The 17,809-nt window shown below is 69.4% G+C and carries 15 protein-coding genes; 12 read left to right on the top strand and 3 right to left on the bottom strand.

The genetic code is table 11. The features are described from left to right. Positions 1-120: 120 nt before the first annotated feature. The gene (locus tag ACWD10_RS32505) at positions 121-2,403 is read right to left on the bottom strand and encodes a (Fe-S)-binding protein (protein WP_451097259.1); all 2,283 of its coding nucleotides are present in this window, start codon (positions 2,401-2,403) and stop codon (positions 121-123) included. 310 nt (positions 2,404-2,713) lie between these two features. On the opposite strand from ACWD10_RS32505, the gene ACWD10_RS32500 reads away from it, so the two are divergent. The 7 genes from ACWD10_RS32500 (at position 2,714) to ACWD10_RS32470 (ending at position 10,611) form a co-directional block, all read left to right on the top strand. Beyond that, positions 2,714-3,853, top strand: a complete 1,140-nt coding sequence (locus ACWD10_RS32500) for an MraY family glycosyltransferase (protein WP_451097258.1) — start codon at positions 2,714-2,716, stop codon at positions 3,851-3,853. Between the two features lie 76 nt (positions 3,854-3,929). After that, positions 3,930-4,628: an FkbM family methyltransferase gene (locus ACWD10_RS32495; RefSeq protein WP_451097257.1), complete on the top strand. Its 699-nt coding sequence runs from the start codon at positions 3,930-3,932 to the stop codon at positions 4,626-4,628. A gap of 309 nt (positions 4,629-4,937) precedes the next feature. Continuing rightward, complete coding sequence (gene dnaK / locus ACWD10_RS32490; protein WP_451097256.1) at positions 4,938-6,818, top strand: molecular chaperone DnaK; 1,881 nt, start codon at positions 4,938-4,940, stop codon at positions 6,816-6,818. Continuing rightward, positions 6,815-7,534 carry a nucleotide exchange factor GrpE gene (gene grpE / locus ACWD10_RS32485; RefSeq protein WP_451097255.1) on the top strand — a complete coding sequence of 240 codons (720 nt, stop codon included), beginning with the start codon at positions 6,815-6,817 and terminating at the stop codon, positions 7,532-7,534. Before dnaK ends, grpE begins: the two co-directional genes overlap by 4 nt. Before the next feature lie 69 nt (positions 7,535-7,603). Then, a complete protein-coding gene (dnaJ, locus tag ACWD10_RS32480; RefSeq protein ID WP_451097254.1) occupies positions 7,604-8,785 on the top strand; it encodes a molecular chaperone DnaJ in 1,182 nt (393 codons plus the stop codon). Positions 8,786-8,790: 5 nt separating this feature from the next. Then, positions 8,791-9,258, top strand: a complete 468-nt coding sequence (locus tag ACWD10_RS32475; RefSeq protein ID WP_451097253.1) for a heat shock protein transcriptional repressor HspR — start codon at positions 8,791-8,793, stop codon at positions 9,256-9,258. Between the two features lie 330 nt (positions 9,259-9,588). Further along, positions 9,589-10,611 (top strand): LuxR family transcriptional regulator, encoded by a 1,023-nt coding sequence (locus ACWD10_RS32470; protein ID WP_451097252.1) that lies wholly within the window; start codon positions 9,589-9,591, stop codon positions 10,609-10,611. On the opposite strand, the gene ACWD10_RS32465 is transcribed toward ACWD10_RS32470, so the two are convergent. Next, complete coding sequence (locus tag ACWD10_RS32465; protein WP_451097251.1) at positions 10,574-11,554, bottom strand: helix-turn-helix transcriptional regulator; 981 nt, start codon at positions 11,552-11,554, stop codon at positions 10,574-10,576. The genes ACWD10_RS32470 and ACWD10_RS32465 overlap by 38 nt on opposite strands. A gap of 130 nt (positions 11,555-11,684) precedes the next feature. On the opposite strand from ACWD10_RS32465, the gene ACWD10_RS32460 reads away from it, so the two are divergent. The 4 genes from ACWD10_RS32460 (at position 11,685) to ACWD10_RS32445 (ending at position 15,732) form a co-directional block, all read left to right on the top strand. Then, positions 11,685-11,885 carry a hypothetical protein gene (locus tag ACWD10_RS32460; protein WP_451097250.1) on the top strand — a complete coding sequence of 67 codons (201 nt, stop codon included), beginning with the start codon at positions 11,685-11,687 and terminating at the stop codon, positions 11,883-11,885. Between the two features lie 4 nt (positions 11,886-11,889). Then, positions 11,890-12,207, top strand: coding sequence for a (2Fe-2S)-binding protein (locus ACWD10_RS32455; RefSeq protein ID WP_451097249.1), 318 nt, complete (start codon positions 11,890-11,892; stop codon positions 12,205-12,207). 226 nt (positions 12,208-12,433) lie between these two features. Beyond that, positions 12,434-15,028: an ATP-dependent chaperone ClpB gene (clpB, locus tag ACWD10_RS32450; RefSeq protein ID WP_451097248.1), complete on the top strand. Its 2,595-nt coding sequence runs from the start codon at positions 12,434-12,436 to the stop codon at positions 15,026-15,028. A gap of 158 nt (positions 15,029-15,186) precedes the next feature. After that, positions 15,187-15,732 (top strand): YbjN domain-containing protein, encoded by a 546-nt coding sequence (locus ACWD10_RS32445; RefSeq protein ID WP_451097247.1) that lies wholly within the window; start codon positions 15,187-15,189, stop codon positions 15,730-15,732. A 63-nt stretch (positions 15,733-15,795) separates the two neighbouring features. Here ACWD10_RS32445 and ACWD10_RS32440 read toward each other — a convergent pair whose 3' ends face one another. Next, positions 15,796-17,010 (bottom strand): pyridoxal phosphate-dependent aminotransferase, encoded by a 1,215-nt coding sequence (locus ACWD10_RS32440; RefSeq protein WP_451097246.1) that lies wholly within the window; start codon positions 17,008-17,010, stop codon positions 15,796-15,798. Positions 17,011-17,155: 145 nt separating this feature from the next. Between ACWD10_RS32440 and ACWD10_RS32435 the strand changes: the two genes are divergently transcribed. After that, positions 17,156-17,407 carry a hypothetical protein gene (locus tag ACWD10_RS32435; protein WP_451097245.1) on the top strand — a complete coding sequence of 84 codons (252 nt, stop codon included), beginning with the start codon at positions 17,156-17,158 and terminating at the stop codon, positions 17,405-17,407. Positions 17,408-17,809: the final 402 nt, after the last annotated feature.

Raw genomic sequence — 17,809 nt, 5'->3', positions numbered from 1 at the left:
ATGGCGAAGGCGGGCGCCTGGATCCAGGCGCCCGCCTTCTCGTACGGCCTCAGGGGCCCGACCGCCCCGAAGCCCGTACCGCCTCAGAAACCCGAAAGCCGAACGGCCCTCAGAACCAGGTCACTTGACCGGTTCCGGCTCCGGCGCGTCCGCGGCCTCATCGCTCCCGGCAGGGTCGGTCGGCGTCTTGACGGACTCGAGGAGCAGCTGGGCCACGTCCACGACCTGCACGGACTCCTTGGCCTTGCCGTCGTTCTTCTTGCCGTTGACCGAGTCGGTGAGCATGACCAGGCAGAACGGGCAGGCCGTCGAGACGATGTCGGGGTTCAGCGAAAGGGCCTCGTCGACCCGCTCGGTGTTGATGCGCTTGCCGATGCGCTCTTCCATCCACATCCGGGCGCCGCCGGCGCCGCAGCAGAAGCCGCGCTCCTTGTGGCGGTGCATCTCCTCGTTGCGCAGGCCCGGGACCTTGCCGATGATCTCGCGCGGGGGCGTGTAGATCTTGTTGTGGCGGCCCAGGTAGCAGGGGTCGTGGTAGGTGATCAGACCCTCGACCGGGGTGACCGGGATCAACTTGCCCTCGTCGACGAGGTGCTGGAGCAGCTGGGTGTGGTGGATGACCTCGTAGTCGCCGCCGATCTGCGGGTACTCGTTGCCGAGGGTGTTCAGGCAGTGCGGGCAGGTCGCGACGATCTTCTTCGCCGACTTCGGCTTCTTGGACTCCGGGGTGACCTCGCCCTCGTCGTCCATCTCCTCGCCGAAGGCCGCGTTCAGCGTCGCGACGTTCTCCATGCCGAGCTCCTGGAACAGGGGCTCGTTGCCGAGGCGGCGGGCGGAGTCGCCGGTGCACTTCTCGTCGCCGCCCATGATCGCGAACTTGACGCCCGCGATGTGCAGGAGCTCCGCGAAGGCCTTCGTGGTCTTCTTGGCCCGGTCCTCCAACGCGCCCGCGCAGCCGACCCAGTAGAGGTACTCGACCTCGGTCAGGTCGTCGATCGTCTTGCCGACGACCGGCACCTCGAAGTCGACCTCCTTGGTCCACTCAAGGCGCTGTTTCTTCGCCAGGCCCCAGGGGTTGCCCTTCTTCTCCAGGTTCTTGAGCATCGTGCCCGCCTCGGACGGGAAGGAGCTCTCGATCATCACCTGGTAGCGGCGCATGTCGACGATGTGGTCGACGTGCTCGATGTCGACCGGGCACTGCTCCACACACGCACCGCAGGTGGTGCAGGACCACAGCACGTCCGGGTCGATGACCCCGTTCTCCTCGAACGTCCCGATCAGCGGGCGCTCGGCCTCCGCGAGGGCGGCGGCGGGCACGTCCGCCAGCTGCTCGGCGGACGCCTTCTCCTCGCCCTCCATCGTCTTGCCGCCACCGGCGAGCAGGTACGGGGCCTTGGCGTGCGCGTGGTCGCGCAGCGACATGATCAGGAGCTTCGGGGAGAGCGGCTTGCCGGTGTTCCAGGCGGGGCACTGCGACTGGCAGCGGCCGCACTCGGTGCAGGTGGAGAAGTCGAGCAGGCCCTTCCAGGAGAACTGCTCGACCTGGCTGACGCCGAAGACGTCGTCCTCGCCCGGGTCCTCGAAGTCGATCGGCTTGCCGCCGGAGGTCATCGGCTGGAGCGCGCCGAGGGCCGTCCCACCGGTCGCCTCGCGCTTGAACCAGATGTTCGGGAAGGCGAGGAAGCGGTGCCAGGCGACGCCCATGTTGGTGTTCAGGCTCACCGTGATCATCCAGATCATGGTGGTGCCCAGCTTCACCATGGCGGTGAAGTAGACGAGGTTCTGCAGCGTCGCCACGCTCAGGCCCTTGAGCAGCAGGGTCAGCGGGTACGAGGCGAAGTACGCGGCCTCGTAGTGGTCGACGTGGTGCAGGGCGCCTTCGAGGCCGCGCAGGACGTAGATGGCCAGACCGATGGTGAGGATGACGTACTCGACGAAGTACGCCTGACCCATCTTCGAGCCCGTGAACCGGGACTTGCGGCCCGCCCGCGACGGCAGGCTCAGCAGCCGGATCACCATCAGGACGGCGATGCCGAGGGTGGTCATCGCGCCGATGAACTCGATGTACATCTCGTACGGCAGGAAGCCACCGAGGATCGGCAGGGTCCAGTCGGCCTTGAAGAGCTGGCCGTACGCCGTGACGATCGTCGGCGGCAGCGTCAGGAACCCGACCGCGACGAACCAGTGGGCGATGCCCACGATGCCCCACCGGTTCATGCGCGTGTGGCCGAGGAACTCCCGGACCAGGGTGACGCTGCGCTGGTAGGGATTGTCGGTCCGGGTGCCTGCCGGTACGGGCTGACCGAGCCTGAAATAGCGCACGAACTGTGCGATGGCGCGGCCCAGCAAGGCGACGCCGATCGCGGTCAGGACCAGCGACACGATGATCGCGGCGAGTTGCATGGGCGGGCTCCTCGAACCTGCGAGAGCGGGCATTACTAAGCGGTAACTTACTCAGTCCGTCTGAGACTACCCACTTATGCGGCCGCACTGTAGCCAGGCAGGCGGTGATCTGCGTCGCTGAGGCAACCCTGAGTGACGGGCAGGTCGGCGGGCGGGAGGCGTTCCGTACGTCGCTTGGCGGGGTTGTCGGGTCGCTTATAGGTAGAAATCGTGTTATTCACCCCATATTGGGGCATCGAGGGCTAGCTTGTGGAGGGCTCGGAGCGGGGTGCACCGCTTCACCCCCGAGACCCCAAGAGAACGGCAGCCCATGAACGCCATGCTGTACGGGACCGTGGCCGCGCTCGCCGCCCTGCTGCTCACCGCCGTACTCGCCCGCATCCTGCGCCCGTTGGCGCTGCGCACCGGACTCGTCGACCGGCCCGGGGGGCGCAAGGTGCACAGCCGCCCGACCCCGCACCTCGGCGGGGTCGCGGTCATCGCGGGCGCCGTCACCATCAGCGTCACCGGCTACGCGCCGCTCGGGTCCGTGGCCGTGACGCTGCTCTGGGGCGCGGGTGCGGTGGCCCTGATCGGGTTCATCGATGACCTGCGGCCGCTCGGCGCGCTGCCGCGGCTCACGGTGGAGGCGGGGGCCGCGCTGTACGTCGTGCATGGCAGCGGACTCTCACCGGCCGCGGCGACGCTCGCCGTCGGCTGGATCGTCTTCGTCACCAACGCCTTCAACCTGCTCGACAACTCCGACGGCGCCGTGGGCACGGTCGGGGCAGTCACCGCCCTGGGGCTCTCGTTCTGCGCGGCCGCCAGGGGCGAGGCGGGCGTGGCGCTCGTGCTTGTCGCGCTCTCCGCCGCCTTGATCGGGTTCCTCACCCTCAACTGGCACCCGGCGCGGATCTTCCTCGGCGACTGCGGTGCCCTGTCCACCGGCTTCCTGCTCGCCTCGGCCGCCGTGCTCGTGCACACCGGGCACGAGGCGCTGCCCAGTGCGGCCGGGCTCTTCGCCCTGACCGCGGTCGTCACCGCCGACACCGCGCTCGTACTGCTCTCCCGGCGCCGCGCCGGGCGCCGGCTGCTCCGCGGCGGTACCGACCATGTCGCGCACCGGCTTCGCCGGGTCGGTTTCACGGTGCCGGGCGCGGCCGTGGTCCTCGGCGCGGGCGCGCTGGTGGGCACGGTCGCGGGGGTGCTCGTGCACCGCGGGACGGTCGGGCCCGCGGCGGTCCTTCCGCTCCTCGCCGCGCTTCTCGTGGCGCTGTGGGCGCTCCTGAAGGTGCCGGTGTACGGGCGTGCCGCCCGGCTCAGGCCGCACGCGCAGGTGCCGTCGTCCCGTCCGGCCCGGCTGCCCGAGCGCGGCGGCCCCGCCACCCGGGCGGGCGCCGCCCACGAGCCCGAGTGTCGCACCGTCATCGCCGCCCGCCGCGGTCATTCCGCGGCACCGGCCCGGAGCTGACCGGCGCCGTACGGGACGTACGGGACGTATTAGATGTACGGGACGTATGAGACGTACGAAGATAAGGAACCCCCACATGACGACCCTGCTCGACCGGATGCGGGGCGCCGCGCAGCGCCTCGGCGACGGCACCGTACGGCGGGCCGGTGAGCCGCCGCTCGTTCGGTTGCTCGGCCACCATGAGGTCGACGTCGTGCTCGACGTCGGCGCGCACACCGGTAGGTACGGCGCGCTGCTCCGCCGGGCCGGGTACACCGGCCGGATCGTCTCCTTCGAGCCGCTGGGTGCGGCCCGTGTCGCGCTGTACCGCCGGGTCGCGGACGACCCCGCCTGGACCGTCCTTCCGTACGCCCTCGGCGACCGGAACGGCACCGTCATCCTGAAGCTCGTGGGGGACGGGCGGCAGCGGGCGGAGATCCGGCGGCTCGACGGGCTGTGGGAGTCCGTAGTGGCGCCCGGCGAGCGGCCCTTCCTCAAGCTCGACGTACGGGGGTACGAGACCCGCGTGCTCGACGGGTTGGGGGAGTACGAGGACGAGGTCGCGGGGCTCCAGATCGAGACGTTCCTGGAAGGGGCACTGCTCGACGCGACCCTGGACCGGGTCCGCGACGGGCTCGGCTTCTCGCTGATGTCCGTAGTGCCGGGCCGCACCGCGCTGGACTCCGGCCGCATGCTCCAATGCGACCTGGTCCTCTTCCGCAAGGAGCAGCAGGAGCAGCAGGAGCAGCAGGAGCGACCCTTCCCCGCCCCCGGCTCCTACGCTGGACAGAGCTGACCCTCGTAGCGCCCAAGGCACCATCCAAGCGGTACGGGCCACCCGGGCCGTACGGGTCGCGTGAGCCGCACAGGTCGCACGAGCCGCACAAGCCCCGCAACCCGCACAAGCTCCAAAGAGCAGCGCACGCCCCAAGGAGCCTCACAAGCCCCAAAGCGCCGCCCACGCCCGCCCCTTGCCCCCCACCCGCCACGCCCTTGCTCCTAAGCGCCAGATAAAAGTTGAGTCGGTCCGACTCAGCTCTGTTGACTAGGGGAAATCCTTCATGCATCCTTGAGCCTGTTCCACTCAAGTCATGGAGGAATTGAAATGGCACGTGCGGTCGGCATCGACCTGGGCACGACTAACTCCGTCGTCAGCGTTCTGGAGGGCGGTGAGCCCACCGTCATCGCGAACGCCGAGGGCGCCAGGACCACGCCGTCCGTCGTCGCCTTCGCCAAGAACGGTGAAGTGCTCGTCGGCGAGGTAGCCAAGCGCCAGGCGGTCACGAACGTCGACAGGACCATCCGGTCGGTCAAGCGTCACATGGGCACCGACTGGAAGGTGAACATCGACGACAAGGACTTCAACCCGCAGCAGATGAGCGCCTTCATCCTGCAGAAGCTGAAGCGCGACGCGGAGTCCTACCTCGGCGAGAAGGTGACCGACGCGGTCATCACCGTCCCGGCGTACTTCAACGACTCGGAGCGCCAGGCCACCAAGGAGGCCGGTGAGATCGCGGGTCTGAACGTCCTGCGCATCGTCAACGAGCCGACCTCGGCCGCCCTGGCGTACGGCCTGGAGAAGGACGACCAGACGATCCTCGTCTTCGACCTCGGTGGCGGTACGTTCGATGTCTCGCTCCTGGAGATCGGCGACGGCGTCGTCGAGGTGAAGGCCACCAACGGCGACAACCACCTCGGTGGTGACGACTGGGACCAGCGCGTCGTCGACTACCTGGTGAAGCAGTTCAACAACGGCCACGGCGTGGACCTCTCCAAGGACAAGATGGCGCTCCAGCGCCTCCGTGAGGCCGCGGAGAAGGCGAAGATCGAGCTGTCCTCGTCCACCGAGACGAACATCAACCTGCCGTACATCACGGCCTCCGCCGAGGGCCCGCTGCACCTGGACGAGAAGCTGACGCGCGCTCAGTTCCAGCAGCTCACCTCGGACCTGCTCGACCGTTGCAAGACGCCGTTCCACAACGTCATCAAGGACGCGGGTATCCAGCTGTCCGAGATCGACCACGTGGTCCTCGTCGGTGGCTCGACCCGTATGCCCGCCGTCGCCGAGCTCGTCAAGGAGCTGACCGGCGGCAAGGAGGCCAACAAGGGCGTGAACCCGGACGAGGTCGTCGCCATCGGCGCCGCGCTCCAGGGTGGTGTCCTCAAGGGTGAGGTCAAGGACGTCCTGCTCCTCGACGTGACCCCGCTGTCCCTCGGTATCGAGACCAAGGGCGGCATCATGACCAAGCTGATCGAGCGGAACACGACGATCCCGACGAAGCGTTCGGAGATCTTCACGACCGCCGAGGACAACCAGCCGTCCGTGCAGATCCAGGTCTACCAGGGCGAGCGCGAGATCGCGGCGTACAACAAGAAGCTCGGGATGTTCGAGCTCACCGGTCTGCCCCCGGCGCCGCGCGGCGTCCCGCAGATCGAGGTCTCGTTCGACATCGACGCCAACGGCATCATGCACGTCACGGCGAAGGACCTCGGCACCGGCAAGGAGCAGAAGATGACCGTCACCGGCGGCTCCTCGCTGCCGAAGGACGAGGTCGACCGGATGCGCCAGGAGGCCGAGCAGTACGCGGAGGAGGACCAGCGCCGCAAGGAGGCCGCCGAGTCGCGCAACCAGGGCGAGCAGCTGGTCTACCAGACCGAGAAGTTCCTCAAGGACAACGAGGACAAGGTCCCCGGCGAGGTGAAGACCGAGGTCGAGACCGCCGTCGAAGAGCTGAAGGAGAAGCTCAAGGGCGACGACTCCGCCGAGATCCGTACCGCCACCGAGAAGGTCCAGGCCGTCGCCCAGAAGCTCGGCCAGGCCATGTACGCCGACGCCCAGGCGGCCGGTGACGCGGCCGGTGCCGGTGCCGGTGCCGGTGCTGCGGGCGCCGAGGGCGCCGAGCAGGCCAAGGCTGAGGACGACGTGGTGGACGCCGAGATCGTCGACGAGGACAAGCCGAAGGACGCGAAGGGTGGCGCCGCATGACGGAGGAGACACCGGGCTTCGACGAGCGCGAGCCCTCTGACGTCTCCTCCGGCGACACCCCCGATGCCGCCGAGTCGAAGGCCGCCTCCCCCTCCCAGGAGGAGGGGGCGGCCCCGGCCGGAGACGCCAGCGCAGGGCTGGCCGCGCTGACGGCGCAGCTGGACCAGGTCCGTACCGCGCTCAACGAGCGCACCGCGGATCTTCAGCGGCTGCAGGCCGAGTACCAGAACTACCGCCGCCGGGTCGAGCGCGACCGGGTCGCGGTCAAGGAGATCGCCGTGGCGAACCTCCTGACCGAACTCCTGCCCGTGCTCGACGACATCGGCCGTGCCCGCGAGCACGGCGAGCTGGTGGGCGGCTTCAAGTCGGTGGCCGAATCGACCGAGACGGTCGCGGCCAAGCTGGGCCTCCAGCAGTTCGGCAAGGAGGGCGAGCCCTTCGACCCGACGATCCACGAGGCCCTGATGCACTCGTACGCGCCGGACGTCACCGAGACGACCTGCGTGGCGATCCTGCAGCCCGGGTACCGCATCGGTGAGCGCACCATCCGCCCCGCGCGGGTGGCCGTGGCCGAACCGCAGCCCGGCGCGCAGACCGTCAAGGGCGAGGCGTCCGACGAGAAGAAGAAGGGCGCCGCCGAGAAGGGCGCCTCCGCCGAGAAGGGCGACGAGGCAGCGGCCGACACCAAGGAGAGCGGTGGCCCGGACGAGGGCTGACGTGATCGGAAGAACTGACGTCGGCGGTCACACCGACGTCATGGAGAAGCGAGAGGAGGGACGCCGGGGATGAGCACCAAGGACTTCATCGAGAAGGACTACTACAAGGTCCTCGGCGTCCCCAAGGACGCCACCGACGCCGAGATCAAGAAGGCGTACCGCAAGCTCGCCCGGGAGAACCACCCCGACGCGAACAAGGGCAACACCAAGGCGGAGGAGCGCTTCAAGGAGATCTCCGAGGCGAACGACATCCTCGGCGACCCCAAGAAGCGCAAGGAGTACGACGAGGCGCGCGCCCTCTTCGGCAACGGCGGGTTCCGTCCGGGACCCGGCGGGCCCGGCGGCGGCCAGTTCAACTTCGACCTCGGCGACCTCTTCGGCGGCGGCGCGCCGGGCACCGGCGGTGGCACCGCGGGCGGCTTCGGCGGCGGCCTGGGCGACGTGTTCGGCGGCCTGTTCGGCCGCGGCGGCACGACCCGGACCCAGCCGCGGCGCGGCCAGGACATCGAGTCCGAGGTCACGCTGAGTTTCACCGAGGCGATCGAGGGCGCGACGGTCCCGCTGCGGATGTCGTCCCAGGAGCCGTGCAAGGCGTGCTCGGGCACCGGCGACAAGAACGGCACGCCGCGGGTGTGCCCGACGTGTGTCGGCACGGGCCAGGTCTCGCGCGGCGGGGGCGGCGGTTTCTCCCTCACGGACCCCTGCGTGGACTGCAAGGGCCGCGGCCTCATCGCGGAGACCCCGTGCGAGGTCTGCAAGGGCTCGGGCCGGGCGAAGTCCTCCCGGACGATGCAGGTCCGCATCCCGGCGGGCGTGAGCGACGGCCAGCGCATCAGGCTCCGCGGGAAGGGCGCACCGGGCGAACGGGGCGGCCCGGCGGGCGACTTGTACGTGGTCGTGCACGTGGACGCCCACCCGGTGTTCGGGCGCAAGGGCGACAACCTCACCGTCGTCGTGCCGGTCTCCTTCACGGAGGCGGCGCTCGGCGGCGAGGTGAAGGTGCCCACGCTCGGCGGCCCTTCGGTCACCCTGAAGCTGCCCGCAGGTACGCCCAACGGCCGCACGATGCGGGCCCGCGGGAAGGGTGCGGTGCGCAAGGACGGTACGCGCGGCGACCTCCTGGTCACCGTCGAGGTGGTGGTTCCCAAGGACCTCTCCGCCACGGCGAAGGAGGCCCTGGAGTCGTACCGTGAGGCGACTGCGGACCAGGATCCGCGGGCAGAACTGTTCCAGGCCGCGAAGGGAGCGTGACCCCCATGGACCCCAGGGCGAGGGACGGCCGTCGTCGTAACCCGTACGAACTGACCGACGAGACCCCGGTGTACGTCATCTCGGTGGCGGCACAGCTGAGCGGCCTGCACCCGCAGACGCTGCGGCAGTACGACCGCCTCGGCCTGGTGTCTCCCGACCGCACGGCCGGTCGTGGCCGCCGCTACTCGGCCCGCGACATCGAACTGCTCCGCCAAGTGCAGCAGTTGTCGCAGGACGAGGGCATCAACCTGGCCGGGATCAAGCGCATCATCGAGCTGGAGAACCAGGTGGCCGCCCTCCAGCAGCGGGTCGCCGAACTCTCGGCGGCCGTCGAGGGCGCGGCCGCGGCGATGCAGCAACGCGAGGCCCAGGTCCACGCCTCGTACCGCCGCGACCTGGTCCCGTACCAGGAGGCCCACCCGACGAGTGCCCTGGTGGTGTGGCGGCCCAAGCGGTCGCCGTCGGGCGAGTAGTCGGGGGAGTAGGGGCGTAGCGGGGTAGCGGGATCGCGGCGTAGCGAGGTAGCGGGGTCCAACGCCTGAGCGAGAGAGGGCCGGGAGATCGACATCTCCCGGCCCTCTCTCTGTATGTGTCCGCTCCCCCCGCCCCTGCGGACACAGAGTTGAGCCCCGCTCTGCGGCTGGCTCAGGTAACCGGCCGGTTCCCACGATGCCGTGCGGCCGCGGCGCCTACCAGCGTCATGTTGGTGCGGTGCCGGAGGCGGGGGTGGGGACGAGCGGGACGTTTTGCCGTGTTCTTCGCGTGGAGCGGCAATTGCTGTGCTCCGGGGGTACGTTGCGGCCGTGAGTACCGCGACTGAGGATGCGTGTGAGGGGCACGAGCACGGGGTGGAGCGGCTGTGCGGGGCCGGGGACGCGGCGTATGCCCTTGCGGTGGCGGAGGGGCGGATCGGCCGAGAGGAGGCCGCGGAGGCACTCTGCCTGATCGACCTCGGGCTGCTGCACCCGGATCCCCGCGACGACCGCTGGCTGCTACCTGTCGGCCCCGGCGAGGTCATATCCCGACTGATGCGGGATGTACGGGCGGATGTCGACGCGGCGCATCGGCGGGTTGCCGGGGCGGCGGCTGCGGTGGAGCGGTTCGCGGGGCTGGGGGGAGGCGGGGAGAGTGGCGGTGAGGTGATCAGGGTGCTCGAGGGCATGCCCCGGATCCAGGCAGCCACAGTCGAGGCCGCTGCTCGGTGCGAGGTCGAGAACGTGGCTATCCAGCCCGGTGGAATCCGCCCGGAGGAGGACCTGGTCGAAGCCCTGACCAAGGCGAGGGGCCTGGCCCGACGCGGGATTCGGATGCGGAGCCTGTACACCCATGTCGCCAGGCACGGTCAAGGGCTGTACGCCTACCTGGAACAGATCGGTGACGTCGCGGAGGTCCGCACCCTGGAGGAAGTCCCTGAGAGACTGCTGGTGTTCGACCGCACGGTGGCGTTCGTTCCGGGGAACGCGGACCGCACCATCGCGCTGGAGATCCGTCACCCCGCGCTGGTGGAATACCTCTGCACCGTCTTCGAGCGGCTGTGGCGCATCGCCGTGCCCCTGGCCGTGAAGCTGCCGGATCGTACCGCCATCGCGGGAGTCACGCTGCGGGACCACTCCGTGGCGGCACTCCTGGCGGAGGGGTTTGCAGATGCGGAGATCGCGCACCGCCTCGGCATCAATGTGCGTACCTGCCGGGAACATATACGCAAGCTGGCCGAGACCCTGGGCAGTTCGAGCCGGGCACAGCTCGGCGTACGCATTGCTCAGGCCGGTCTCGACACGCCGCCGGGAGTCACTGGTCGTCCTCCAGAAGCCCCGACCGCGCGATGAGATAGCCGAGCTGCGCCCGGCTGCCGCTGCCCAACACCTGGGCCAGTTTGGCTATATGGGCCCGGCAGGTGCGGACGTTCATGCCGAGGCGGCGTGCGATCGCCTCGTCCACGTGGCCCTCCACGAGGAGCTTCGCGATGGAGCGCTGGACGCCCGTGATGCCGTCCATTTTGTTCTCGTAGGGGATCTCCCCGTTCAGCGGCACGGCCACTCGCCAGAACTGCTCGAAGACGCCGACGAGATACTCCACGAGCCCGGGGTGGCGCAGTTCCAGGGCCACTTGGCGGTCGCTGCGGGCCGGGATGAAGGCCACCTTCCGGTCCACGATGATCAGCCGGTCGATGATCTCCTCGAGGGTGCGCACCTCGACCTCGGGGCCGACGTGTTCCAAGTAGTTGAGGGTCAGCTCGGTGTGCCGGGCCGTGTGCTGGTACAGGGTGCGCATCTGGATGCCGCGGTTGAGCAGCGGCTGTACCCGGTTCAGGGCCTCGCTGAGCGTCTTGGCGGGCCGCCCGCCGCCCGGCTGGACCGTCAGGAGCTCCTTGGAGCACTCGGCGACGACCCGGTCCAGGGTCGCGTTGATCAGCCCTATGCCCTCAAGCACCGTGATGGCGTGGGTGGTTGGTGGGTCGATCGCGCTGATGGCCATGAATGGCTCAAACGCATCTGCCAGTGCGACGGTGTGGCGTCGGCGGTCCTGGATCTCGCGTTCGATCGGCAGAAGCAATTGCGCCAGCGCGGCGGACGGCGGGACCGGACGGAGCCAGTCCGTGTCGTCGGGGTCGGGGTGGAGCAGCGCCAAGTCGATGAGGCAGGGCGCGGCTTGCACCTCTGACCGGGCTATTCGGCCTGTACGCAGGGCGCTTGCATAGAGCTGCTTTCCTGCTTCGCACAACTCCGTATGCGAATGAGGGTGGTCCGAATCGTGCGCTTCTATCCTCATCTGTACACCCCCAGGCTCCTGCATATCAGGAACATGATGCCTGGCCTCGGTGGTGTCGAGGGCAAAGTGTGGGCCATCGTCTTTGCTGCGGGGGCTAGGACGCGACATCATCAAGTGAGGTTGCTCGGTAATGGCCAAGAGACTCATACGCACAGTGATTGCTGTCGCCTTCGTCGCCGCTGCCGCGGTGGGGATCGTGGAGTCGGCCGAGGACGCCGGTGCGCGGGCGTCCACCACAGTCGCGGCATCCAGCGACCCCGGCTGGCGCACCGCGTCGGCCAGCGACCCCGGCTGGATCGTCGCCACCACCACCGACCCGGGCTGGGACTGACAGCATGAGCATCCCTGAAGACACACGTTTCCGCCGCGAGATGGCTTCCGCCTACCGCTCCGGCTGGCACTTCATCGACCTCGTCACCGCCCTGGACTGCCCCGGCGACTCGTTGATGGTCACCCTCTTCGGTGAGCCGATCGTCGTCGCGCGTGACGAGGAGGACGACATCCGGGCCTACCGCTGCCTCCGCAAGCCACGTGGTGCGCCACAGCCGGTGCGCTGTGCCATCCGCTACGGAATGATCTTCGTGAACCTTGACCAGCGTGACCACGAACTGGTCGAGCCGGAAGCCATCCCCGCCACCCCCCGCAGTGCCTGACGCGATTCCCCCGTCGTAGTAGATCGCTCGGGCGCTTCCCCCCGCAGCGGCGCCATCGTGAACCTGAGGTCACGGTGGCGCCGCTGTCGTTTTGCCGCCTCTTACTTCCGAGTGGACCCGTGCGCCCTCGCCTTGAGCGGAATAGACTCAACTTTGTGTACGTTGACTCCGTCAGTGTTCCTTGAGAGGGCAAGGGGCCGCAGGGCAAGGAGGAGGAAGAGCGCACGTGGACGCCGAGCTGACGAACCGGAGCAGGGATGCGATCAATGCGGCCACCAGCAGGGCCGTTTCGGGCGGGCACCCGGACCTGACCCCGGCGCATCTGCTTCTGTCGCTCCTGGAGGGCCAGGAGAACGAGAACATCACCGATCTGCTCGCCGCCGTCGAGGCCGACCAGGCCGCCGTGCGCGCCGGCGCCGAGCGCGTGCTCGCCGCACAGCCCAGCGTCACCGGCTCCACGGTGGCGCCGCCGCAGCCCAACCGCGAGCTGCTCGCCGTGATCAACGACGCCGCCGAGCGCGCCAAGAAGCTCGGCGACGAGTACCTGTCCACCGAGCACCTCCTCATCGGGATCGCCGCGAACGGCGGCAAGGCGGGCGACGTACTCTCACAGGAGGGAGCCACCGCCAAGAAGCTCCTGGACGCGTTCGAGAAGAGCAGGGGAGGGCGCCGGGTGACGACCCCGGACCCGGAGGGCCAGTACAAGGCTCTGGAGAAGTTCGGGACGGACTTCACCGCCGCCGCGCGCGAGGGCAAGCTCGATCCCGTCATCGGGCGGGATCAGGAGATCCGGCGCGTGGTGCAGGTGCTCTCCCGGCGTACGAAGAACAACCCCGTGCTCATCGGTGAGCCCGGCGTCGGCAAGACCGCCGTCGTCGAGGGCCTCGCGCAGCGGATCGTGAAGGGCGACGTACCCGAGTCCCTGCGCGACAAGCGGCTCGTCTCGCTCGACCTGGGCGCGATGGTCGCGGGTGCGAAGTACCGCGGCGAGTTCGAGGAACGGCTCAAGAGCGTGCTCTCCGAGATCAAGGAGAGCGACGGGCAGATCATTACGTTCATCGATGAGCTGCACACCGTCGTGGGCGCCGGGGCCGGGGGCGACTCCGCCATGGACGCGGGCAACATGCTCAAGCCGATGCTCGCGCGCGGTGAGCTGCGCATGGTCGGGGCCACCACCCTCGACGAGTACCGGGAGCGGATCGAGAAGGACGCCGCCCTCGAGCGCCGGTTCCAGCAGGTCCTGGTCGCCGAGCCGTCCGTCGAGGACTCCATCGCCATTCTGCGCGGGCTCAAGGGGCGCTACGAGGCGCACCACAAGGTGCAGATCTCGGACGGTGCGCTCGTCGCCGCCGCCTCGCTCTCCGACCGGTACATCACCTCGCGGTACCTGCCGGACAAGGCCATCGACCTGGTCGACGAGGCCGCGTCCCGGCTCCGGATGGAGATCGACTCCTCGCCCGTCGAGATCGACGAACTCCAGCGCTCCGTCGACCGGTTGAAGATGGAGGAGCTGGCGCTCAGCAAGGAGACGGACGACAGCAGCAAGCAGCGGCTCGAGAAGCTGCGGCGTGACCTCGCCGACCGCGAGGAGGAGCTGCGCGGCCTCACCGCCCGCTGGGAGAAGGAGAAGACCTCCCTCAACCGCGTCGGTGAGCTCAAGGAGACCCTGGACGACCTGCGCGGCCAGGCCGAACGCGCCCAGCGCGACGGCGACTTCGACACCGCGTCCAAGCTGCTCTACGGCGAGATCCCGGCCCTGGAACGGGAGTTGGCGGCCGCGAGCGAGGCCGAGGCGGAGGCGGAAGCCGCCAAGGACACCATGGTCAAGGAGGAGGTCGGCCCGGACGACATCGCGGACGTCGTCGGCTCCTGGACCGGCATCCCCGCCGGACGGCTCCTCGAAGGCGAGACGCAGAAGCTCCTGCGCATGGAGGACGAGCTCGGCAAGCGGCTCATCGGCCAGTCCGAGGCCGTGCGTGCCGTCTCGGACGCGGTACGCCGGACACGTGCCGGTATCGCGGACCCCGACCGGCCCACCGGATCCTTCGTCTTCCTCGGCCCTACCGGCGTCGGCAAGACCGAACTCGCCAAGGCGCTCGCGGACTTCCTCTTCGACGACGAGCGGGCCATGGTCCGTATCGACATGAGTGAGTACGGCGAGAAGCACAGCGTCGCCCGGCTCGTCGGCGCGCCCCCCGGCTACGTCGGCTACGAGGAGGGCGGCCAGCTCACCGAGGCGGTGCGCCGCCGCCCGTACAGCGTGGTGCTGCTCGACGAGGTGGAGAAGGCGCACCCGGAAGTCTTCGACATCCTGCTCCAGGTCCTCGACGACGGCCGCCTCACCGACGGCCAGGGGCGCACGGTGGACTTCCGCAACACCATCCTGATCCTGACCTCGAACCTCGGCAGCCAGTACCTCGTCGAGCCGCTGACGAGTGAGGAGGAGAAGAAGCAGCAGGTCCTGGAGGTCGTACGGACGTCCTTCAAGCCGGAGTTCCTCAACCGCCTCGACGACCTGGTGGTGTTCTCCGCCCTCAGCAAGGACGAGCTGCGGCACATCGCGCGGCTCCAGGTCGACCGGCTCGCCCGCCGCCTCGCCGACCGCCGCCTCACCCTCGACGTCACGCCCGAGGCCCTGACCTGGCTGGCGGACGAGGGCAACGACCCGGCGTACGGGGCGCGGCCGCTGCGCCGCCTGGTGCAGACGGCGATCGGGGACCGGCTCGCGAAGGAGATCCTGGCCGGGGAGGTACGCGACGGGGATACGGTGCGGGTCGACGTGGCCGGGGACGCGGGATTGCTCGTCGGACGTGCGCAGTGAGCGTCGTCCGTCAGCGGACTCGGCGCCGTGGGCTGTGCCCACCCGTTCCGCCCTCGGCGGAACCGGCACCCACAGCGGTATGCGCGGTGCGGCGGGGCTTGCATCCCCCCGCACCGGATGGTGGAGGATGGGCGGATCCGTACGAAGGGAAATACACGGTGAGCATCGACCCGTCCTCGATTCCGAATTTCGGGGGCCAGCCCGAACCGCAGCAGGGCGCAGGACCGGCGGGCCCCGTCGTCCCGGACCAGGACCTCGTCAAGCAGCTCCTGGACCAGATGGAGCTCAAGCACGTCGTCGACGAAGAGGGGGACCTCGCGGCGCCGTGGGAGAACTTCCGGACGTACTTCATGTTCCGCGGCGAAGGCGAGCAGCAGGTCTTCTCTGTGCGTACGTTCTACGACCGGCCGCACGCGATCGAGTCCAAGCCGCAGATCCTGGACGCGATCGACGACTGGAACCGCCGCACTCTGTGGCCCAAGGTCTACAGCCACACCCACGAGCCGGAGGAGGGCGCGAAGCCCTCGATCCGCCTCATCGGCGAGGCGCAGATGCTGATCGGCACCGGCGTCAGCCTTGAGCACTTCGTGTCGTCGACGGTCAGCTGGGTGCGCGCGGCGATCGAGTTCGACCGTTGGCTGGTCGACCACCTCGGTCTCGTCGAGGACGTGGACTCGGCCGAGAAGCCCGACGACGAGGCGTAACGCCTCTCGCATGAGAAGGGAGTCCGGGGCTGATGCCCCGGACTCCCTCTCATTTGAGCCGCCTCATTTGAGCCGTCCAAGGCGGGCTGCCGCCTCGCTCAGGACGTCCCGCTGCTTGCAGAACGCGAACCGCACCTGCGTGCGCCCCGCCTCCTTGTCGTCGTAGAAGACCGAGTTGGGGATCGCGACCACGCCGCAGCGCTCCGGGAGCGAGCGGCAGAAGGACACCGCGTCCCGCTCGCCGAGTGCGGCGACGTTGGTGGTGATGAAGTACGTGCCCTGGGGGCGGTGTACCGTGAAGCCCGCCGCCGTCAGGCCGTCGGCAAGCAGGTCGCGCTTGGCGCGCAGGTCCGCGCGGAAGTCCGTGAAGTAGGTGTCCGGCAGGCGTAGCGCCTCCGCCACCGCGTACTGGAACGGGCCCGCCGAGACGTACGTCAGGAACTGCTTGGCGGTGCGGACCGCCGTCACCAGTGCGGCGGCACCCGTGACCCAGCCGACCTTCCAGCCCGTGAAGGAGAAGGTCTTGCCGGAGGACGAGATCGAGACCGTGCGCTCGCGCATGCCGGGGAGCGAGATCAGCGGGATGTGCTCGCCGTCGAAGACCAGGTGCTCGTAGACCTCGTCGGTGACGACGATCAGGTCACGCTCGACCGCCAGTTCCGCGATGGCCGTGAGCTCCTCGCGGGTGAGGACCATGCCCGTCGGGTTGTGCGGGGAGTTCAGGAGGAGCAGGCGGGTGCGGTCGGTGACCGCGTCGCGCAGGGCGTCGAGGTCGGGGCGGAAGTCCGGGGCGCGCAGGGTCAGCGGGACGCGGCGGCCGCCGGCCAGGGCGATGCTCGCGGCGTACGAGTCGTAGTACGGCTCGAAGGCGATCACCTCGTCACCGGGCTCCACCAGGGCCAGGAGCGTGGCCGCGATCGCCTCCGTGGCACCCGCGGTGACCAGGACCTCCGTGTCCGGGTCGAAGGCCAGGCCGTACCGGCGCCGCTGGTGCTCCGCGATCGCGGTGCGCAGCTCCGGGATGCCGGGACCCGGCGGGTACTGGTTGCCGCGGCCGTCGCGCAGGGCCCGGACCGCCGCCTCCCTGACCTCCTCGGGGCCGTCGGTGTCGGGGAAGCCCTGGCCGAGGTTGATCGCGCCGGTGCGCACCGCGAGCGCCGACATCTCGGCGAAGATCGTCGTGCCGAACTCGGCCAGGCGGCGGTTGAGCAGCGGCCGCGCGCCGTCGTGGGGTCCCGTGGAGGTCGTGCCCGAGGAGGTCGTGCCCGAGGAGGTCATGGGCGTCATCCTGCGCCGAACCTCTGGACTTCCTCAACTCTGCTTTGGGACGCCTTGGCGCCGGGGAATCGCCTTCTACAGCGCGGAGCGGCTAGCCGCTCCGGGAAAACGTAGGGGGAACTCGGGGGAAAGGAGGGAGAGGGTCATGGAGATCTTCTTCTTTGTCATGGTCGGTGCAGTGGTGCTCATCGCGCTCGTCGCCCAGGCCGGATCCGGCTCCGGGTCCCAGCGGCGGCGCCGGTCGTACGGGGGTGGCTCCGCGGCCGGTGGCGGCTGGTGGGCCGGGGGCGGTGACGGCGGCGGCTCGTCCTGTGGTGGCGGGTCTTCCTGCGGTGGCGGCGGTGGCGGCGGCGGGGGTGGCTGCGGCGGCGGTGGCGGGGGCGGCGGCGGTTGCTGAGCCGCATTCAGGACGGCTGACACGGGGCAGCTTGTCCCAACGCCCGGCGGAAGCCGGCCGACCCGGCGACGGGGCGGTCAACTCCCGCCGGGCGTCGCCTTGTTCAGAGGGCGGCGCTCGAAAACGAACGCGCGCCGGTCGGAACATGGTGGGGGGATATGCCCCGGGCCGTGGCCCAGAAAAACGAAAAGGTATGAGAAGACCTGAGAACAGGTGAACTGCGGGGCCATCCTGGGGAGGGAAATCATGCGAAGTTGGGTAAAAACGCTGTGGCGGCGGCCCCGTTCATGATTCGCTTCTCTTTGGCGACGTCCACGTCGCCACAGCCCTCGGACACTCGTGGGCAGTAGCCGGCGATCACCCCCCACGGTGTGCCTTCCAGTGCGCCATCCGGTCGGTCCG

Source organism: Streptomyces sp. NPDC002851 (assembly GCF_053591935.1).
This window is presented reverse-complemented; position numbering and strand designations above follow the sequence as displayed.